Raw genomic sequence first — 19,281 nt, forward strand, 5'->3', positions numbered from 1 at the left:
TCCGGATGGAGCTTTTGGATCGTGCGCGGCCGACCTGCCGCCCGAATGGCCGAACAGCTCGGCGGCGTGGATGTTCGGATCTGCCTTGCGGATTCGGGTGTCGTCGACCTGCTCACGCGGTGATGCGCCCGAGCCTGATCGCCAGCAGGTTCGCGACCAGGACGGCGACGAAGACGACCGCACCCGGTCGGTAGCTCATGGCCCACAGTCCGATCGCGGCGCAGCCGAAAACCACGACCTTGGTAAAGACCGCGAGCAGTGGGCGGTCGAATGTCGCATTCGGCGCCGCGAAGAGACCCCAGGCCAGCGCCGCGAGGAGGGGCAGACCCACAGCCGATACGAGCTTGAGCGGAGTCGTATTGGCGGTCTTCCAGCCCCACAGCGCCAGCGCCGCGTACGCAACCAACTCCATGACGAATGCCAGCGTGAGGTTGGCCCATTTCCAGACTTCCAACATGTCCGTTCTCCCTCGAATCGTGGAGAGCATCGCTCTCTAATGAGAGCAGTGTGCACGTATGGCTCGCTCACGTCAAGTTGCTGCCCGGCACTGGTGTGGGGGGCGAGGAACGCCTCTGCATTACGCGGCTCGACCCGTTCGGCGGGGCGCCGGCCCAGCACATCGGATGCCTTCGGCCAGGCGATTGGTAGCCGCGGGCCGATGCGGCAGAGTGATCGGGTGACCGTGCGCAATCAGGCTCTCTTCATCGGCGGTAGGTCCGGGGTCGGTAAGACGACCGTGGCCTTCGAGGTGCATGCGCGGCTTTCGGCGGTGCGGGTGCGGCACTGTCTGATCGAGGGTGACAATCTGGATCAGGCCTATCCGGCGCCGTGGGAGCACGGACTCGCGGAGCGGAATCTCGCCGCGATGTGGGCGAACTATCGTGCGCTCGGATATCGGCGAATCGTGTATACCAACACCGCGAGTGTGTTCGAACATGTGCTCGGCGAACTCGTCGCAGCGCTGGGGGAGCAACCCGAGGTCACCGCGGTCCTATTGACCTGTGCGGATGCGGCCGCGGCCGAGCGGCTCGCGGGCCGGGAGATCGGCAGCGCGCTGGAGAAACACATCGAGCGCGGCAAGATGATGGCCGCGAAGCTGGATGCCGAGGCCCCGGACTGGGTGCATCGGGTCGGCACCGATGGCCGCCGAGTGTCCGATATCGCGGCGGAGGTCGTCGGCCTGACCGGCTGGCTGCCCTGAGTCCGGTCTCAGCGGTAGGGACTATCCGACTGGTGCGAGGAACACCAACTCACGTCTGGGACTGCGATTCGGTTGTCGCGGTGCGTACTTCGGTGATCGCGCCGACCGCCGTCCCGCCATCGGCAGGGACGGTATCCGGCGTCATGTCATTGGCCGTGTTGGTATCGGAGGTCTCGACATCGGTCCAACATGCGGTCGGTTCCGGCATACCACGCAGCGGAATATGGTCGTAGAGGGTCCATTTGACGTCCTCGTGGGCGGCCGCCGCCTCGATGACCGCGCCGCTCACCAGGATCCGGCGCGGCACCTGTTTCGCCTCGGTCGTCAACCGCGCCGCCTCGTTGACGGCGTCGCCGATCACCGTGTACTCCAAGCGCGTATCGGAGCCGACATCACCCGCGAACACCGGACCACGCGCCACGCCGATACCGATATCGAGTTCGCCGGTGGCGATGACCTCGTCGCGGATCCGCCTGGCCGCCCGCAGAGCCGGTGTGGCATTGTCCTGCAAGGCAATCGGCGCGCCGAAGATGCACAGCGCCGCATCGCCCTCGAACTTGTTGACCAGGCCGTTGTTCTCCTCGGTCGCCGCGACGACGATCGCGAGCAGTCGATTGAGCTTGGCCACGAATTCCTGAGGCCGCAGACCGCTGGACAGTTCGACGGATCCGGTGACGTCGACGAACAGCGCCGATACCTCGCGCACATCGCCGGTCAGGTCGAACCCGCCAGCAAGCGCTCGCTCCGCCACGTCGGCGCCGACATGGCGGCCGAAGACATCCCGCATCCGCTCACGTTCGCGCAGGTTGGCGGCGAGTTCATTGACCGAGTGCTCGAGCCGCCCGATCTCGCTGGTGCTGCCGACCGGCACCCGAACATCCAATTCGCCCTTGGTGATCAGATCTAGCGCCCGGCGCAGTGTGCGCATCGGTGTGGCGACCGAACGGGCCAGAAAGGCGGTGGCCAGCGCGCCGACACCGAATCCGACACCGGAGAGGTAGATGGCGGTGCGAATGCGGTCCGGCGCACCGGAGGCCGGATCGGCGAGCACGACGATCAGCATGAGCAGCGGCATCGCGCCCGCCACCGCCCAGGTCATCACTACCCGCACCAGTACCGAGGAACTCCAGTGCATGGTGCCGCCGAGCACTCCGGCCACCATCGGGATGGTCGGGCGGATCAACCGGTCGACGATCAGGAAGGTGAACCCGGCGGATTCGAGGGCACCGAGAGTGAACAGCGCCGCGGTCACCGCCGCACTGTTGTGCGCGGTGAGATGGGAGAACATCGAGGCGGCAACGATCACGCCGGGCAGCCATACCGCCAGCGCCCGGGTAGTGATCGCGACCGGCAGGCGCAGCAGTCGCCGCGCCTCTTCGACCGTCGGCTTACGCCCGTCATCGAGCCAGCCGAAGTAGACGGTGCGATCGCGCACGGCGAGCCCTACTCCGACCAGAAAGCCCACCACCGGATAGATCGATACCAGCCCGACGATATGGCGCCAGTCGTCCCCGATCCGGCTGAGAAATCCACTGAGCCACAGCTCGGTCACGATCACCGCGAGCCCGCTGAGGTTCGCGGTGATCACCACCGCCGCCAAACCCCACCGCGCCCGCAGCGCCCAGACAACCAGCTTGGTGATCACGGTACCTCTGCGTCCGTACGTACCGAAACCTGCACGGGCACAACCGATCCCACCGAACCCGGCAGCCACCAATTCCACGTCCCGAACAGCTTCATCAGTGCGGGTACCAGCACCAACCGGACCAGTGCCGCATCGATCGCGACGGCGACCGCCAGCGCAAGTCCGATCTGTTTCAGCTCCAACACGCTCGCGGTCAGGAAGCTGCCGAAGATCACCACCATGATTGCCGCCGCCGCGCTGATCGGGCGGGCGGTGTGTTGCAGCCCCGCCGCCACCGCGTACTCGTTATCGGCCGCGGTGCGCGCCGAGCGCTCCCAGAACTCCTTGACCCGCCGGATCAGGAACACCTCATAGTCCATCGACAGCCCGAACAGGATGGCGAAGACCATCGTCGGTAGGAATACCTGGATGAATCCGGTGCTGTGGAAGCCGAGCAGCGACTCGCCGATGCCCGACTGGAACACCGCGACAGTGATACCGAGTGCCGCGCCGGTGGCCAGCAGATTCATCACTATTGCCTTGATCGGCAGCGTGATGCTGCGGAAGGCAGCGATGAGGAACACGAACGAGCAGCATAGAACCAGCCCGATCACCAGTGGCAGTTTCCCCGTGATCTCGTCGGACATATCCGCGAACTCGGCCGTCACGCCGCCGACCAGCACATCCGCTCCGGACAAGGTGGCGGCACGGTCACGGATCTCGCGGACGAGTCGATCGGCCTCGGTGGAATCGAATGCGGTCTTCGCCACCACCACCGCGAAGATCCGTCCGTCACGGTGGATCGGCAGCACTTGCTCGATGCGTTCGTCCGCGCGGAGTGCGGTCAGGAAGCTCTGCACCGCACCGGCCGCGGTAGAAGTCAGCGGGGAATCGCCGGGACCGGTCGCGACCAGCGAAATCGGCGCGAGCAGTCCGGGCGCGAAATTCGCCGAGGCGACCTCGCTCGCCTTACCGGAAGCGGTCTGGGTCATCGCGGCGGTGCCCATATCCATCCCGTAGCGCACCCCGGCCAGCGGTGCGGCCGCGACCAGCAGCACCAGGGTGGCGGCGATACCGAAGACCGCCGGGCGAGCCATCACGATCCGACTCCACCGCGTCCACCGCCCGCTCGCGGGATCGGTGGCTTCGGCGCCCGGCCGGGTCTCCAGCGGCTGCCACCGCGCGGGCAGCGCACCGCGATTCACCCGCGGCCCGAGCATTGCCAACACCGCTGGCAGCAGCGTCAACGCCACCACCAGCGTGGCGAGTACCGCGATCGCGACGCCGACCGCGATACCGCGGAACACCGGCGCGCGCACCACGACCAGCGAGCACAGCGAGATCATCACGATGAAGCCCGAGGCGACGATCGTCTTACCGGCCGTGGCGATCGCGATTCCGCAGGCATGAGCGACACCGGCCGGGGAACTGCCACCGGGCTTCGCCAGCTCCTCCCGGAAACGACTGACCAGGAACATCGCATAGTCCAGTCCGATACCGGTGCCGATCATGGTCGCGACGGCCAGCAATAGCGAACTCGTGCCCATCACATGCGACAGCAGAAACAGGCCGCCGAACGCGAGCAATAGCCCGCTCAGCGCCACCATCACCGGCACCAGTGCGGCGACCACCGTGCCCAGCGCGAGGATCAGCAGCACGAATGCCACCGGCAGGCCGAGCGCCTCGGCCTGTCCGGAATCGGCCACCTCGATCTGCATCAGATCGTGCAGCACCGGCGAGAATCCGGTGATGCCTACGCTCACCCCGGCGCCGGCGTATCGCCCCGCGCGTTCCTGCAGCTCACCGGCCAGCTGTGCGCGCGCCGGAATCGCGCCATCGATCCCGATGACCGCCATCGCCGCATGCCTGCTCGCCGAGATCTGCGATGTCTGATCACCTTGGAACGGCCCGACCGCGACCCGCACTCCCGGCACGCCGCGCAGGTCCGTGACCGCCCGCTCCACGACGGCCCGGTAGGCCGGATCGTCGACGGTCCGCTCGGACGAATCGAAGACCAGTGCCAGCTGTTCGGCTCCCAGATCGGGATAGTGCGCGGCGAGCAGTTCGGTGATCCGCGTCGATTCCGCCTGGTCAGCATGAAATTCCATGGCCTCGAGGCGACCGTTGAGCTGTGGGTAGGCGACCGCGCACGCGGCGATCAGCACCAGCCAGATCCCGACGACTATCCGCCGGTGTTGTGCCATCGCGACGCCCCACCGGTACCCGATCCCCCGCTCACCATCCACACCCCGTGCGCCGGTCCCGCCCATCTCCTGTGCCATACCACCCCGCCCTCGATCCGTCCCTCGCCCCCAACTCTATTGCCGCACCCTGCAATTCGGCACACCCACGACGTCCCGGTGCCCGACCCATGAGCACCGGGCACCCCGTGTCGGGGCCGGGCACCCCATGTATGGGGTGCCCGGCTAACGGGCGGGGTGCCCGGTGCTCATGGGTCGGCGCGGGGTCAGCGCAGGATGAGTAGCCAGATTGCGGCGTAGTGGCACAGGGCTGCGAGGACTGTTGCGGCGTGGAAGAACTCGTGGTGGCCGAAGACGGTGGGCCAGGGGTTCGGCCATTTGGTTGCGTAGAGGATCGCGCCGGCGCTGTAGATCAGGCCGCCGATGAGCAGCAGGATCAGCGGGGCGATTCCGACGTTCGTATTCAGTTGCCCGGCCACCGGCACGATCGCCCAACCGAGCAGCAGATACAGCGGTACCCCCACCCAGCGAGGCGCGGTGGGCCACAGCAGTTTCAATGCCACGCCGGCGAGCGCGCCGAGCCACACCACCAGCAGCAGGGTCTGCCCGGTCCGGCCCGGCAGTCCAAGTAATGCGAACGGGGTATAGCTGCCCGCGATGAACAGGAAGATCATCGAATGGTCGGCGCGCTTCATCTGGATGCGTGCATTCGCGGTTGCCCAGGTCACCCGGTGGTAGACGGCGCTGATGCCGAACAATCCGCAGACCGTGAGCCCGTATACCAGGGTGGACCAGCCCGCCGTGGCCGAGATCGTCGCGGCCTCGGCCACCAGGACGATCACCGCGATTGCCGCGATGCCGACCGCCCAGGTGTGGATCCAGCCGCGCAGCCGCGGTTTGATCACCGTCGCTGTGCCCGTGATCGCGACCGGTGTCGCATCGGCAGTGCCGACCGTTTCGGACACGAGTTACCTCCTAGTGATACCCGTGAGTAACCTACGGTACCGTAAGTTGCGGGTCATCGGCCACTGTACCGCGTCGTACGCGGTGTGAGCGACGGGTAGCGCAGCGTAACCGCGGAGGGCATCGCGAACGCCGCAAATCCGATACAGCCGGTGCCGGGATCGCGCCGGTGGGGCGTAGGGTTGGTCGCCGTGGAGCTTCCGAGTCAGGTGCGTGGTTTGCCCTACCGCATCTACGAGGCCCGGCTGTCCAAGCAGCTGGCGGGCAAACAACATCCCCGGCACGTCGCGGTGATGTGTGATGGCAATCGGCGTTGGGCGAGAGAGAACGGCTTCACCGATGTGAGCCACGGGCATCGAGTCGGCGCGCTGAAAATCGCCGAACTCGTCGGCTGGTGCGCGGACGAAGGCATCGAGATGGTGACCGTCTATCTGCTCTCCACCGAGAACCTGCAGCGCGATCCGGAGGAACTGGAGACGCTGTTCGAGGTGATCACCGATGTCGTCGAGGAACTGTCCGCGCCGGAACAGAACTGGAGCGTGCGCATCGTCGGCACGCTCGACGGCTTTCCGGAACTTGTCGCCAAACGGCTGCGCACCGCGGCCGAACGCACCAGCGGACGCGATGGCGTACACGTGAATGTGGCGGTCGGCTACGGCGGTCGGCAGGAGATCGCGGACGCGGTCCGCAAACTGGTCCGTCAGGAGATGGCCGCGGGGGAGACCGGCGAGGACTTGGTCCAGTCGATCACCGTGAACTCCATCGGCCAGCACCTCTACACCTCCGGCCAGCCCGATCCGGACCTGGTCATCCGAACCTCCGGTGAGCAGCGACTTTCCGGATTCCTGCTGTGGCAGAGCGCATACTCGGAAATATGGTTCACCGAGGCGTACTGGCCGGAATTCCGGCGAGTGGACTTCCTGCGCGCATTGCGCGACTACGCCGCCCGCCATCGCCGTTTCGGTATCTGATTTGCCGCGCCTGCGGTGCGGCGTGTTCACGGCACCCTATTGTCTCGCGTCCGAGCCGTCGAGGCTCGCGCCTGCGGGGCATGCGCTTCGGCGACTCGGACGCGAGACGAGCCGCGAACGTCGCTCGTAAGACTCGCTCCGCGGTGGTTGGGGTAGCGACCTCAGTTGAGGACGAAAAGTGAACCCGCCGTGGGGGGATGGTGGTACGTCCTACATCGGCTACGAGGAATTCGGTAGGCGCTTCCTGGAATACGCGGCCTCGGAGCAGCGCATTTCCGGTGCATTCGCCCAGTTGACCGGGGCCGCCTTCGATTTCGGGCCGATCGGTGTCGGGCCGGGCAAGTTGGCGAAGGTCGCCGCGCAGGTGCAACTCGGCGAGCCGAAGTTGCACAGGTATTTCGACGATGTCATCTCCTTCGAGCTGATCATCCCGCTCGATGTCGATCTGCTGCTCGATCTCGCCGTGGACCGGCATCGCTTCCGGGTCAGCGGCAATGTCCACCTGCACTTGGCCGTTCGCACCGCCGAACCGCTGCGGGTCGTCATCGACATCACCGAACCGCGCCCGAGCGACGTCCGCATCAATGTGGCGACCGCGACGAAGCGCGGCCAACTGCTGCGCATCCTCGTCAGCGTCGATCACGAGATCCGGCGGTTCGTGGCGCGCTATATCGCCACTGAAATCCGCAAACCGCATATCGCGGCGGTCCGTGATATCGATGTCGCCGCCCGGTTGGACGCGGCCTGGAAGCTGTAACCCAATCGAGCGGACCGTTTCGAGCGCCCTGCAAGCAGTCGCTACGCCCTGCAAGCAGTCGCTACGGCCTGCGACCAGTCGCTACGGCTAAAGCTTGCGCAACCGCAGGCGATTGATGCTGTGGTCGGCGTCCTTGCGCAACACCAGGGTGGCGCGCGGACGGGTGGGCAGGATGTTGTCCACCAGGTTGGGCCGGTTGGTGGAGTTCCAGATCTCCTGCGCGGCGGCCGTGGCTTGGTCATCGGTGAAACCGGCGTAGTGGTGGAAGTGTGCGTTCGGGTCGGCGAAGGCGGTCTGGCGCAGCGTGAGAAACCGTTGCACATACCACTTCTCGATGTCCTCGATGCGCGCGTCGACGTAGATCGAGAAGTCGAATAGGTCCGAGACCATCAACCGCGGACCGGTCTGCAGCACATTGAGACCTTCCACGATGAGAATGTCGGGTTGAGTGACGCAGTGAAACTTGCCTGGCACGATGTCGTAGGAGATATGTGAATACACCGGCGCGCATACTTCGGCCGCACCGGATTTCACCTCGGTGACGAAGCGCAGCAGTTTACGGCGGTCGTAACTTTCTGGAAAACCTTTGCGGTGCATGATGCCGCGCCGGGTCAGTTCCGCGGTCGGATAAAGGAATCCGTCGGTTGTGACCAAATCCACACGCGGATGGTGGTCCCATCGCGCCAGCAACGCCTGCAGTACGCGTGCGGTGGTCGACTTTCCGACCGCGACACTACCCGCGACACCGATCACGAATGGCACCTGCTGATCGGGATGCTTCTCCCCGAGAAAGGTCGCAGTCGCGGCGAACAGCCGTTGACGTGCGGCGACCTGCAGGTGGATGAGTCGAGCGAGCGGGAGGTAGACCTCGGCGACCTCTTCCAGATCGATCTGTTCGCCGAGGCCGCGAAGGCCGATCAGTTCTTCCTCGGTGAGCACCAGGGGAGTCGACTTACGCAGGGTGCGCCACTGTTTCCGGTCGAATTCCACATAGGGACTCGGCTCGCTCATTCGTGCCACTTACCCGACGCTCCGTTCAGGCAAACACGCATACGTGATGCGCCGACTGTGTGAGATTCGGTCCAGCTCTCGCATAGCCGAATTCTGCTCTGCGTCAACATCGTGTGAAACGCGGGGTGTCGATACGGGCGGTAACCGGTCGATACGCAGGCCGATTCCGGCTAATGTCGGCGGGCATGGAAGCGCATCCCCTCGTGACCGAGTACCTGCGGCTCGGCTTGGCATTCGACCGGCTGGAGGAAGGGTTCGTCGACGCGTATACCGGCGACCCGGCGCTGCGTCACGAGGTGGAGAACGCGCCAGCGCCGCAGCCGCGCGAACTGGCCCGGCGGGCCGTGGCGTTGCGTGCGGAACTGCCCGCCGCCGGGTTGGCGCCGCAGCGGTCGCAATTCCTGGATGCCCACCTACGGGCGCTGGAATGCTCGGGACGCAAGTTCGCCGGGGACGATATCGGATTCGTCGACGAGGTGCGCGCGTACTTCGATGTCGAGATCGCACCGGGGGATGTCGAGGACTATCGCGATGCGCACCGGCAGATGGACGAGGTGCTCACCGGCGACGGCCCGCTCGCCGAGCGGGTGACCACATTCCGCAAGGCCGATGAGATTCCGCCGGAGCGGTTGAGCGTATGCGTCGAGGCATTCTCGAGTGCGCTGCGGGAACGGGTGCGCGAGCGTTATCCGCTGCCCGACCACGAGCATGTCACCTATGAGGTGGTCGGCGATAAGCCCTGGTCCGGCTTCAACTACTACCTGGGCAACTACCACTCCAGGGTCGCGATCAACTCCGACCTCAAGCAGCATATGGCGCATCTGCCCGGCCTCATCGCGCACGAATCCTATCCCGGACATCACACCGAACACTGCCGCAAGGAGGCCGGACTGGTCGCGAACGGGCAGGCCGAGCAGACATTGTTCCTGGTGAATACCCCGCAGTGCCTGATGGCGGAGGGGCTGGCGGATCTGGCGCTGCGCTCGATCGTCGGACCCGGCTGGGGTAAATGGGCGCAGGAGATCTACGCCGATCTGGGTCTGCGCTTCGAAGGTGAACGTGCCGAGCAGCTTTCGAACGCATCGGCCGAATTGCTCGGGGTCAGGCAGGACGCCGCGCTGCTGCTGCACGATCGGCATCGCGACGCGGACGAGGTCGCCGAATTCCTGCAGCGCTGGAGCCTGACCACACCCGAACGCGCCCGCCAATCCCTGCGCTTCCTGTCCTCACCGCTGTGGCGCGCCTACATCAGCACCTACGTCGAGGGCTACCGCCTGCTCGGCGACTGGCTGGATCGCTCGGCCGACGCCGACGATCGCGCCGACCGCTTCCGCCGCCTGCTCGACGAACCGCTCACCCCCGGCGCACTTCGCGCCGGGTAGTCCTCACGCCGCGCCGAAGGTGATACGCACCGAAATCGGATCGGACTCCAGTGCTTTGATCGTCCATGCGGTGGCTTGGGCGGGGATGCGGCCCTTGGCGAAGCTGCGTGCCCGGGCGACCACGTCGTCATCGGGGACGAAGGCGGCGGTGCCGGTGTACCAGCGTTTGCCGTGACGCAACCGGACCTGCGGGTTCGCGGTGATATTGCGGGCCCAGCCCGCGCGGCGGCCGTGTTGGGAGATGAGCCACGCGCCCTCGTCGTCGATCGAAACGGTGACCGGAACGCGACGCGGCTGACCGGATTTCGCGCCGGTGGTCTCCAGTTCGGCGATCAGCGCGGAGCGGATGCCGATCCGATCCAGCAGTCCGACAGCGGGATTGACGAAATAGTGGCCGATGAAGCGTTCGCGCCGGAACTTGCGCACGGTCGCTTCGGTGGTGCGCTCATTCATGCTGTTCTCCTTTGTCGACCTGCGGGTCCGCCTCAGCGGAAGATGACGCAGGTGGTGGTGCCGTGTGCGACCAGACGGTCCTGGTCGTCGACGATCCGGCCTTCGGCGGTGGCCGTGCTGCGCCCGACGTGAATGGTGGTGCCGGTCGCGGTGAGCCGACGTCCATTGGTGGGCACCGCGCGGATGTAGTTGACCTTCAACTCCAGTGTGGTGTAGCCCACACCGGCGTCGAGGGTGGTGTGCACGGCACAGCCCATCACCGAATCGAGCAGGGTCGCGCAGATGCCGCCGTGTGTGGTGCCGAGCGGATTGGCGAAATCGGGGCGGGTGCGCACGGCGAAGCTCACCTTGCCGTGCTCGAGCAGGTCGACCTCCATACCGAGCAGGTCGCCGATGAACGGTGGGCGCGACTGCGTCGACATCGCGATCCGCAGCAGTTCGAGTCCGGATAGTTGGCTCAGGTCGGGCGTCGACTCGGTCCGGGTCGGCTCGGCCGAGATTTGCGAACTCATGAGTTCCATCCTTTCGATGAACCGATCGGTCCACATCTGTCATGATTGGAGCATGGACCGATCGGTTCACGCAACCATGAGTGAGCGAACACAGGACAGAGCCCAGGGAGGACGCCGATGACCGCGGGTCCACGTGACCGACTGATCGACAGCGCCATCGAGTTGGTTCGCGAGCAGGGTGTGCACGCCGCGGGGCTCGCTGCCCTGCTCGAACGCAGCCACGCCTCCCGGAATTCGCTCTACCAGCACTTTCCATCCGGTAAGAGCGAGCTTGTCGAGGTCGCGACCAAGACGGCGGGCGAGCGCCTGGCCGCTGTCATGGACAAGGTCACCGCGACGGGGTCGCCCGCGCAATGGGCGACAGCACTCACCGACTGGTGGCAGCGCGCCCTCGCACGCAGCTCGTTCACCATGGGATGCCCGATCGTCGGTGCCGCACTCGCCGAATCCGAACCGGGTGTGCAAGCGGCGGCGGGCGCCGTCTTCACCGACTGGACCGACCGACTCGCGGACGCACTGCGCGACAAAGGTTTATCGGTCGAGGAGGCGCGGTCACTGGCCGGATTCGTGATCAGCGCGCTGGAGGGCGCCATCATTCAATCTCGGGCCCAGAAATCCACTCGGCCGCTGGACGACGCGCAGATCCACCTCACTGCGCTATTGCGGTCCGCCGTACCCGGCGCCTGACGCGCGGGGCCGGTCAGACGTGGAACTGCCCGTTGTCCACCTCCGGATAAGATGATCGGACCGCGACTGGCGCACTCGAGGTGGAAGCAACCACCGGGAAGCACCCTCGCCTCGCACCGCGCGCCTGGGTGCCGGGCTCACGGCTTCGGGGTGCGCACCCTGGGGCACCCGGACCACGGAGGTTGCGATGTATACCGAGACACAGAACCCCCTGATCGGCGCTGCGCAGACGGCCAATAGACTCGATCAGGTGACGCAGACGACCGCCTCTGTCAATACCCAATCTCTCGGTGAGCTCGATCCCGAGGTCGCTGCCGCGATGGCAGGCGAACTCGCCCGCGAACGCGACACTCTCGAGATGATCGCCTCGGAGAACTTCGTGCCGCGCGCGGTGCTGCAGGCGCAGGGCAGCGTGCTCACCAACAAATACGCCGAGGGCTACCCGGGCCGTCGCTACTACGGTGGCTGCGAGCACGTCGACGTCGTCGAAACCCTCGCCCGCGACCGCGCCAAGGAACTCTTCGGCGCCGAATTCGCCAATGTGCAGCCGCATTCCGGCGCACAGGCCAATGCCGCGGTGCTGATGGCGCTGATGGAGCCGGGCGACCGGCTGCTCGGCCTCGACCTCGCGCACGGCGGTCACCTCACCCACGGCATGCGCCTGAACTTCTCCGGCAAGCTCTACGAAGTGCACTCCTACGGGGTCAGCAAGGAAGACCACCGCATCGACATGGAGGAGTTGCGCAAGACCGCGCTCTCCGCACGTCCGAAGGTGATCGTCGCGGGCTGGTCGGCCTACCCGCGGCACCAGGACTTCGCCGCGTTCCGGGAGATCGCCGACGAGGTCGGCGCCAAGCTGTGGGTCGATATGGCGCACTTCGCCGGTCTGGTCGCCGCAGGTCTGCATCCCTCGCCGGTGCCCTACGCCGATGTGGTGTCCTCCACCGTGCACAAGACCCTCGGCGGTCCGCGCTCCGGCCTCATCCTGGCCAAGCAGGAGTACGCGAAGAAGCTCAACAGCTCGGTGTTCCCCGGGCAGCAGGGCGGTCCGCTCATGCATGTGATCGCCGCCAAGGCCGTGGCCTTCAAGATCGCGGCGAGCGCCGAATTCAAGGAGCGTCAGGAGCGCACCTTGTCCGGCGCGAAGATCCTGGCCGAGCGGCTGGGCGGCGCTGATGTCAAGGACAAGGGCATCAGCGTCCTCACCGGCGGCACCGATGTGCATCTGGTGCTCGTCGACCTGCGCAACTCCGAACTCGACGGTCAGCAGGGCGAGGATCTGCTGCACGACATCGGAATCACCGTGAACCGCAATGCCGTTCCGTTCGATCCGCGCCCGCCGATGGTCACCTCCGGCCTGCGTATCGGCACCGCTGCCCTGGCCACCCGCGGCTTCGGCGACGCCGAATTCACCGAGGTCGCCGATATCATCGCCACCGCGCTCGCAGGTGGTTCCGATGTCGACGCGCTGCGCGCCCGGGTCAGCAAGCTCGCTCGGGATCTGCCGCTCTACAACGGCCTCGAGGACTGGCGCCTGCTCGGCTGATCCCATTCGTTCCGACTCGCCTGGAAATTCGGCTCCGCACCAACGGCAATCATCCGGTTGTCTGCGTGATGCCCGGATTTCCAGGCGAATTGGTTCGGTGCGTGCCCCGGTCGCGGGGCCGAATGCTGCAGCAGTTGTGTTCTCATCGACACACTGGTGTCGGCGCATCTGGCCGCCGCCCGAAAATCGAACCAGTGGTCGGATGCCGCCCCGGCGATGCATGTCCGCCGCCATCATGCGGTGGCGGACAAGCTGCCTTCAGCTCGAATTCGGGTCGGTGGCAACCGGATTCAGAGCTGAATACCCTTTTCGGCGGCCAACTTCGCGATCTTCTCCATCTCGTCGATGGCGATCGCGACATAGGCGCGGAGTTGGCCGTCGTCATCGCGGCGGAGCAGGTATTCGTAGTCGCTGTCGGTGAGCAGATCGCCTTCGACGTCGTAGAGGTGCCAGCGGACGTGCAGTCGGGTGATGCGGTCGGTGAGGTCGACGTGCTCGAGCACCGTGTGGTCGACGCTGGCGAGGCCGAGCGCCTGATAGAGCGGGTAGGACTGCTCGAGGCCCTTCGCCATCTCGGCAGCGGTGGCAACGGTTCCCACGAAAGTGTCGGTGACCATGGTTCCCGGCGCACCCCACTGCGCGACCGAACGCTGAGCGTCGAACGTGCTCAACGCCTCCTGATACTCGACTAGATAGGATTGGATTTCCTCGCGGGTTGTCATACCGACAACTTAAACTCCACATGAACTACATGGGTATTCCCACCGCGGCGAGGGCGACCACGACGCGAATCTTATTGGTCCATGCGCGCTTTCGCTCGGACGATGGACTCGTCGAGATATCGGGTGATGTCGGCGCTGCCGGCGGGCCGGATCATCAGGGCGCGGTTGGCCGGGACTTCGCAGTAGCGGCCGTCCTTGGTGTCGATCCAGCGGAGTTTGCCGGTGCGCAATGGTTCGGCATTGCGGGGGCCGATCAGGACGGTTGCGGTGCCGCTGGTATCGCAGGGTTGGCGCCAGAAGCGGCGGTAGCGATCTTGGATGGCGCGGGCGGGGGAGTTGCCGAAGGGGTCGGGGCGGTCGTCGTTGAGATCGTCGAGCAGGTAGCTCTTTTCGGCCGCGGTGCCGGGTGGGGTATCGGGGAGCAGGCGGATCAATTCGGTGGCGAGTTGGTCGACCCGGACGCGGCGAAGCCGCACCTTGCCGCCGTCCGGTGCCGGCGCCTGCAGGGCGATGACGCCGGGTCCGCTGCGGGTGGCGCAGCCGATGGCGCGCACCTCGACCGCGCCGCGAGTGTTATCGATGCCGAATAGTTCGATGCGCCACTCGGGTTGGGCGAGCACCTGTAGCGCGCGCTGTAGCGGCGCGTGGTCGGCACGGGCCAGCTCCGCCCGGAATTGTCGCTGGTAGGCGCGATATTCGTGGAGTCCGGGGAAGCGGCTGGTAAAGCGAAACGGGAAGGGCATGCGGTCCAGGCCGGTACCGAACCAGGCCGCCGCGAATTGTTCGGCGGACAAGGTCCATTGCGTCATCATTGCGCCCCGAGTACCGGTGGCACGGTCTTGTCCACCTCGCCGATGAGCTCCTCGCCGTGTTCCTCGGTGCGCAGGTACGTCGCCGCCTTGTGCTCGCCGTCCTCCCCGCGTCGGGCACGGGCCCTTGGCGGAAGCATCCCGGAGTATCCGGCGGGCCCCGCCGCGCCGACTCGACTCGGCGTAGCGGTGGCGGGTTGCACCGCGGCCGCTCCCGGTGTCGTGGTTCCCGGCACCGACTTTCCGGGACTCGGCGTCGTCTCGCCGGTACCGGGTGTGCCGTTGGGGCTCGGCGAGACAGCAATCCGGTTCGGGGTGCCCGGCGCGACTCCGGCCGACGTGACAGTGATCGGTGAGTTCGGCTGCATACCGGTCGTCGATGATGGCATGGCCGATGTCGTCGAGGTCTGTGCTGTGGAAGCGGGTGTGGTCGCTGCGCCGCCGTACTGAGTCGGCGAAACAGATTGTGGCGCAACAGTTTCGGCCTTACCCGACTCTTCCGCCTTACCCGACTCCGCCGTCTTACCCGTGTCCTCGCTCTTGCTCGGATCCCCCGCTTTGTTCGTATCCTCGGTCTTGCTCGGCTCGGTCGGCTTACCGGAGTCATCCGGCTTACCGGGCTGACCCGACCCGGTATCAGTTGGCGATGTCCCCGGAACGACTCCGGGCACCACCCCCGGCACGGAGATCGGCGAGACCGGCGGTGGCAACGTCGGAATCGACGGAGCGGTAGTCCCATACGGCTGTATGTATAGGGTGCTCATATCGTCGCGAGCCTGCTCCTCCTGCGTATTCCGCAGCTCCGGTCCGCGCGGATTGCCCGAGGTCTCCACCACCGGAGGCACCGCCACCTTGAACCGTGCCGCGGCACTCGCGGCCGACGATAGCGGCGTCGACTGCTGGTCCAGCGACTCACCGAGCTCACCCACCCGCGCGGCGTAATCCCGGATGCCGCGCACCGCCCGGTCCGCGGCGGCACCCTCCCAATGTTGGTCCACCGCTTGCTGGATCGCGGTTTCGAACTGCTGTCCGGCCTTGGTCACCGCCGCCGCGATGGCCGACCAAGTGTCGAACGCCGCGTCCAGTCCGTCCGGATTCATCTGGTCGGCTGCCTGTTTGATCTCCGCGTGCGAAAAGTTCTGCGCGTTTTCGGGATTGGTGATCGCGCGGCCGTCCGTCTGTGCTGTCATGGCCGACCCAGCCCCTTCCGTCAGTGCCGTCTGATCCTATAGACGCACCCGACCCCACCCTGGTTCCATCGAAACACAGCCGATCCCGCCGCACCAGACCATGCGGTCCGATGAGGTGGGGTGGGTCCGGTGTCAGTTCGCATCGGCCGCCGCGACCAGCGCCGGGTAGTCCGGCAACTCGATGGTCTTGGCGTTCTCGGTCATTTTCAGCATCTTGTCGAACATCCACGAGTGCAGGAACCAGTTGCGGAACTTGATGCCGAGCGTGGTCTTCGGTGCGAAGAAGCGGCCCGCGTTGCTGTAGTCCGCGAGTTTGGCGAGAGAGTGCATGAGCTCGTCGTAGCGCGCGAAGGCCACGGTGTAATCGCCGTCGGCGCTGGCGAGTTCGCCAGCGATGATGTAGGCGCCCTGGACCGCGAGCCCGGTTCCGAAGCCGCCCAGAGTATTTCCGTAGCCCGAGTCGCCGACCAGGGCGACTCGGCCGCGGCTGTAGCTCTTCATCTTGCGCACCATGCTGATCGAGTCCAGGAAGAAATCATCGAATTCTTCCATCTCGGCGAGCATGCGCGGCGCCTCCCAGCCGACGTCGGCGAAGGTCTCCTTGATGATGCGGCGCTGCGCCGCGACGTCGTCACGGGCGTAGTCGAGTTCGGGTGCGGCGAAGATATAGAGCTGCTGTGCCTTGGAGCCACCGGTGATGACGCACTTGCCCGGCTCGTTGTAGCCGTAGGCCGTCATCCGCTCGGGGGCACCCTCGGATTTCGTGGCCCACGGGCTGGCGCCCGCGACGCAGTAGTAGTGCCCGAGGTGCTTGACGAACTCTTTCTCGGGTCCGAAGGCCAGACGCCGTACCCGCGAATGGATTCCGTCGGCGCCGAAGACCAGATCGAAGCCGCGTGGCGTGCCGCGCTCGAACTCGACCCACACCCCGTCGTCGGTTTCGGTCAGTGCGCTGATCGAGTCACCGAAGATGTATTCGCAGTCCCGGTAGGTCTTTTCGTACATGATCCGGGCCAGATCGCCGCGCAGGATCTCCACATCACCGCCGGTGAAATCGCCGGAGATGAGGGCCTGCTGCTGGCCTTTATCGTCGACGAGCACGGTGTCGGTGGTGCCGGTCCGGTGTGCGTAGACCTCGTCCAGGATCCCCATGCGCTCGAGCACCTTGTGATGCGTTTCGCCGGTGAAGTCGACGGCCTGGCCGCCGGGCCGCAGCGACGGCGCCCGCTCGACCACCGTCACGTCGAATCCGTAGCGGTTCAGCCAGTAGGCGAGGGCGGGGCCCGCGACGCTCGCGCCGGAGATGAGAACGGTCTTGTTGCGCATGATCTCTCCTGAGGTCTATATCTGCGTCCGATGGAATCTGTATCTACCGGACACGAATTAGAGTATGGTAGATACAGTTAAGTGTCAAGCCGTTATCCGGAAGGATGTGGGGATGCCATCACCGACCACAGTCGAGCTGCTCTGGGGCACCCAGCAGCGACCGAAGCGCGGCCCGAAGCCCGCGCTGTCACTGGAGAGGATCGTCGCCGAAGCGATTGCCCTCGCCGATGCGGAGGGGCTGGCGAACCTGTCCATGCAGCGCTTGGCCGAACGCCTCGGTTTCACGAAGATGTCGCTGTACCGGTATGTGCCGGGTAAGGAACAGCTCACCGCGCTGATGGTGGATTCGGCCATGGGGGCGGCGCCGGATATCGCCGCGGCGCAACGCGATTCGACCGAGGAGCCGTGGCGCTCCGGCTTGCGCCGGTGGGCGGAGACGATCTTCGAGCGCTATAGCACGCATCCCTGGTCGATCGCGCTGACCACGGGCGTGCGACCGATCGGCCCGAACGAGATGGGGTGGATGAACGCCGCGCTGATCACGCTCGACGGCACCGGATTGGGCGGCGCCGAGAAGCTCGACACCATCGTCCTGGTGAACGGGCACATCCGGAGTCTGGTGCAACAGGTCACCTCGGTCGGCCGTACGGAGACGGCCGAGCGGATGGCCGAGCAGGTGGCCGAGATGATGACCGCGGTAGGGGACCGCTATCCCCTGGTGGCCGCCGCCTTTGCCGAGGAATCGGCGACGACGGGTGCACAGCCGGGAACCGGTGGTCCCGATGACGCGCTGAAGTTCGGCATCGACCGCATCCTCGACGGCCTCGGTGTCCTCATCGCCAGCCGCACCTGACCCGACCGGCCCGCTCGGACGCCGCCGGACGGAGTCCGCACCAGTCTCCTGCGCTTGGACGAGCGAATGCGAGGCCACCGCCTACGCTCGGATCATGACCGAGGAAATCGAACTGAAGCAGGAAGCGATCACCACGGTGCGGGAGTTCTTCGCCGCGCTCGAACTCGGTGCCGTCGAGGAGGCGCTGGACCTTCTGCACCCCGACGTCGTCTGGAAGAACACCTCGCTGCCGACCGTCGGCGGCGGCCTCACCCGCAAAATTCTGCGCGGCATGAACAAGGACACCATCGGCTTCGCGGCCGAGATACATCACATCGCCGCCGACGCTGACATCGTGCTGACCGACCGCACCGATATCCTGCGCGTCGGCCCGCTGCGGATCGCCTTCTGGGTATGCGGCACCTTCGAACTGCGTGACGGCCGAATCATTCTGTGGCACGACCACTTCAGCTGGGAGAACTTCCTACGCGGCACCGTTGTCGGACTATTCCGCGCCGCCCTGCCCAACCGCTGAAGGGGCGTCGAGGCGAGTCGAATGGTGGCTTCCGGCTGCCCCGAGCGCGACCATTCGACTGGTCAGGTGTGCTTGGTCAGGTAGTCGAGGTAGTAGGGGCGCAGGACTTCGGCGATTTTGCCGTCGCCCGCGTGGATGTAGTCGTCGATCATCGGGACGACGTATTTGATGTCGGCCTCGCTCTCACCCAGATCGCCGGCGGCGGCCTCGGCGGCCGGGATCGATTTCAGCAGCCGCCACAGGTACTTGATGTCGCCGCGCCGCGCCGCGAGCCGGACCGCACGGTCGTGCAGCTCCTTGGACGACAGCTTCTCGAATTCCTCGTTACCGGCCATACCTGCGACTCTATCCCGTGCACCAATACGGGGTTAACGACAAATTCACGGACATGCCTACCTGTGCCCGAGCGGAGACCGGGTGGTCGGCGGTAGCGTCGGTGGTACGGGCCGCGTCGGTGTGGCTCGTACGGGAGGTCCTGAACCGTGACTGAGCTATTCAGTACGAGAGGGCCGGCACCCGGCCCTCTGGGTATCTGACGCAAGTCGGATCCCATCGGGAC

At 65.9% G+C, this 19,281-nt stretch carries 20 protein-coding genes and 1 riboswitch; of the genes, 8 read left to right on the plus strand and 12 right to left on the minus strand.

The annotated features are described in order from the left end of the window. Positions 1–112: 112 nt before the first annotated feature. Positions 113–457 (minus strand): YrdB family protein, encoded by a 345-nt coding sequence (locus tag ACQP1G_RS06870; protein ID WP_433199600.1) that lies wholly within the window; start codon positions 455–457, stop codon positions 113–115. Positions 458–658: 201 nt separating this feature from the next. On the opposite strand from ACQP1G_RS06870, the gene ACQP1G_RS06875 reads away from it, so the two are divergent. After that, positions 659–1,201, plus strand: coding sequence for an ATPase (locus ACQP1G_RS06875; RefSeq protein ID WP_433199603.1), 543 nt, complete (start codon positions 659–661; stop codon positions 1,199–1,201). A gap of 49 nt (positions 1,202–1,250) precedes the next feature. Here the strand turns inward: ACQP1G_RS06875 and ACQP1G_RS06880 are convergent, their stop codons facing one another. The 3 genes from ACQP1G_RS06880 to trhA form a co-directional block, all read right to left on the minus strand. Next, a complete protein-coding gene (locus tag ACQP1G_RS06880) occupies positions 1,251–2,846 on the minus strand; it encodes an adenylate/guanylate cyclase domain-containing protein (RefSeq protein ID WP_433199606.1) in 1,596 nt (531 codons plus the stop codon). Continuing rightward, a complete protein-coding gene (locus ACQP1G_RS06885; protein ID WP_433199609.1) occupies positions 2,843–5,107 on the minus strand; it encodes an MMPL family transporter in 2,265 nt (754 codons plus the stop codon). Before ACQP1G_RS06885 ends, ACQP1G_RS06880 begins: the two co-directional genes overlap by 4 nt. 185 nt (positions 5,108–5,292) lie before the next feature. Then, positions 5,293–5,949, minus strand: coding sequence for a PAQR family membrane homeostasis protein TrhA (gene trhA / locus ACQP1G_RS06890; protein ID WP_433208231.1), 657 nt, complete (start codon positions 5,947–5,949; stop codon positions 5,293–5,295). A gap of 222 nt (positions 5,950–6,171) precedes the next feature. Here trhA and ACQP1G_RS06895 point away from each other — a divergent pair, with 222 nt between their 5' ends. Together ACQP1G_RS06895 and ACQP1G_RS06900 are read left to right on the plus strand one after the other, a co-directional pair. Next, positions 6,172–6,960, plus strand: coding sequence for an isoprenyl transferase (locus ACQP1G_RS06895; protein ID WP_433208234.1), 789 nt, complete (start codon positions 6,172–6,174; stop codon positions 6,958–6,960). 178 nt (positions 6,961–7,138) lie between these two features. After that, the gene (locus ACQP1G_RS06900) at positions 7,139–7,717 is read left to right on the plus strand and encodes a hypothetical protein (protein ID WP_433199612.1); all 579 of its coding nucleotides are present in this window, start codon (positions 7,139–7,141) and stop codon (positions 7,715–7,717) included. 87 nt (positions 7,718–7,804) lie between these two features. Here the strand turns inward: ACQP1G_RS06900 and coaA are convergent, their stop codons facing one another. After that, complete coding sequence (gene coaA / locus ACQP1G_RS06905; RefSeq protein ID WP_433199615.1) at positions 7,805–8,737, minus strand: type I pantothenate kinase; 933 nt, start codon at positions 8,735–8,737, stop codon at positions 7,805–7,807. Between the two features lie 176 nt (positions 8,738–8,913). Here coaA and ACQP1G_RS06910 point away from each other — a divergent pair, with 176 nt between their 5' ends. Beyond that, complete coding sequence (locus ACQP1G_RS06910; protein ID WP_433199618.1) at positions 8,914–10,110, plus strand: DUF885 domain-containing protein; 1,197 nt, start codon at positions 8,914–8,916, stop codon at positions 10,108–10,110. A 3-nt stretch (positions 10,111–10,113) separates the two neighbouring features. Here ACQP1G_RS06910 and ACQP1G_RS06915 read toward each other — a convergent pair whose 3' ends face one another. Together ACQP1G_RS06915 and ACQP1G_RS06920 are read right to left on the minus strand one after the other, a co-directional pair. Next, the gene (locus tag ACQP1G_RS06915) at positions 10,114–10,563 is read right to left on the minus strand and encodes a nitroreductase family deazaflavin-dependent oxidoreductase (RefSeq protein ID WP_433199621.1); all 450 of its coding nucleotides are present in this window, start codon (positions 10,561–10,563) and stop codon (positions 10,114–10,116) included. Between the two features lie 32 nt (positions 10,564–10,595). Then, positions 10,596–11,075, minus strand: coding sequence for a PaaI family thioesterase (locus ACQP1G_RS06920; RefSeq protein ID WP_433199624.1), 480 nt, complete (start codon positions 11,073–11,075; stop codon positions 10,596–10,598). Between the two features lie 117 nt (positions 11,076–11,192). On the opposite strand from ACQP1G_RS06920, the gene ACQP1G_RS06925 reads away from it, so the two are divergent. Both ACQP1G_RS06925 and glyA read left to right on the plus strand, forming a co-directional pair. Continuing rightward, complete coding sequence (locus tag ACQP1G_RS06925; RefSeq protein WP_433199627.1) at positions 11,193–11,762, plus strand: TetR/AcrR family transcriptional regulator; 570 nt, start codon at positions 11,193–11,195, stop codon at positions 11,760–11,762. Between the two features lie 52 nt (positions 11,763–11,814). Continuing rightward, positions 11,815–11,899: riboswitch (ZMP/ZTP riboswitch) on the plus strand. A gap of 113 nt (positions 11,900–12,012) precedes the next feature. After that, positions 12,013–13,308, plus strand: coding sequence for a serine hydroxymethyltransferase (gene glyA / locus ACQP1G_RS06930; RefSeq protein WP_433208237.1), 1,296 nt, complete (start codon positions 12,013–12,015; stop codon positions 13,306–13,308). A gap of 290 nt (positions 13,309–13,598) precedes the next feature. Here the strand turns inward: glyA and ACQP1G_RS06935 are convergent, their stop codons facing one another. The 4 genes from ACQP1G_RS06935 to ACQP1G_RS06950 all read right to left on the minus strand — a co-directional run bounded on the left by ACQP1G_RS06935 (position 13,599) and on the right by ACQP1G_RS06950 (position 17,355). Then, positions 13,599–14,030 (minus strand): hypothetical protein, encoded by a 432-nt coding sequence (locus tag ACQP1G_RS06935; protein WP_433199629.1) that lies wholly within the window; start codon positions 14,028–14,030, stop codon positions 13,599–13,601. A gap of 71 nt (positions 14,031–14,101) precedes the next feature. Then, entirely contained in the window at positions 14,102–14,842 is a 741-nt protein-coding gene (locus tag ACQP1G_RS06940; RefSeq protein ID WP_433199632.1) for an ESX secretion-associated protein EspG, read from the minus strand. Continuing rightward, positions 14,839–16,029, minus strand: a complete 1,191-nt coding sequence (locus ACQP1G_RS06945; protein ID WP_433199635.1) for a hypothetical protein — start codon at positions 16,027–16,029, stop codon at positions 14,839–14,841. The genes ACQP1G_RS06940 and ACQP1G_RS06945 overlap by 4 nt, the downstream gene beginning before the upstream one ends. Before the next feature lie 132 nt (positions 16,030–16,161). Then, entirely contained in the window at positions 16,162–17,355 is a 1,194-nt protein-coding gene (locus ACQP1G_RS06950; RefSeq protein ID WP_433199638.1) for an FAD-dependent monooxygenase, read from the minus strand. A 112-nt stretch (positions 17,356–17,467) separates the two neighbouring features. On the opposite strand from ACQP1G_RS06950, the gene ACQP1G_RS06955 reads away from it, so the two are divergent. Further along, positions 17,468–18,208 carry a TetR/AcrR family transcriptional regulator gene (locus tag ACQP1G_RS06955; RefSeq protein WP_433199641.1) on the plus strand — a complete coding sequence of 247 codons (741 nt, stop codon included), beginning with the start codon at positions 17,468–17,470 and terminating at the stop codon, positions 18,206–18,208. Between the two features lie 94 nt (positions 18,209–18,302). Beyond that, positions 18,303–18,722, plus strand: coding sequence for a limonene-1,2-epoxide hydrolase family protein (locus ACQP1G_RS06960; protein WP_433199644.1), 420 nt, complete (start codon positions 18,303–18,305; stop codon positions 18,720–18,722). A 62-nt stretch (positions 18,723–18,784) separates the two neighbouring features. Here ACQP1G_RS06960 and ACQP1G_RS06965 read toward each other — a convergent pair whose 3' ends face one another. Further along, positions 18,785–19,057, minus strand: a complete 273-nt coding sequence (locus ACQP1G_RS06965; RefSeq protein WP_433199647.1) for a hypothetical protein — start codon at positions 19,055–19,057, stop codon at positions 18,785–18,787. Between the last annotated feature and the right edge of the window lie 224 nt (positions 19,058–19,281).

This window comes from Nocardia sp. CA-107356 (assembly GCF_050946365.1).
In the GTDB taxonomy this organism is placed as follows: domain Bacteria; phylum Actinomycetota; class Actinomycetes; order Mycobacteriales; family Mycobacteriaceae; genus Nocardia.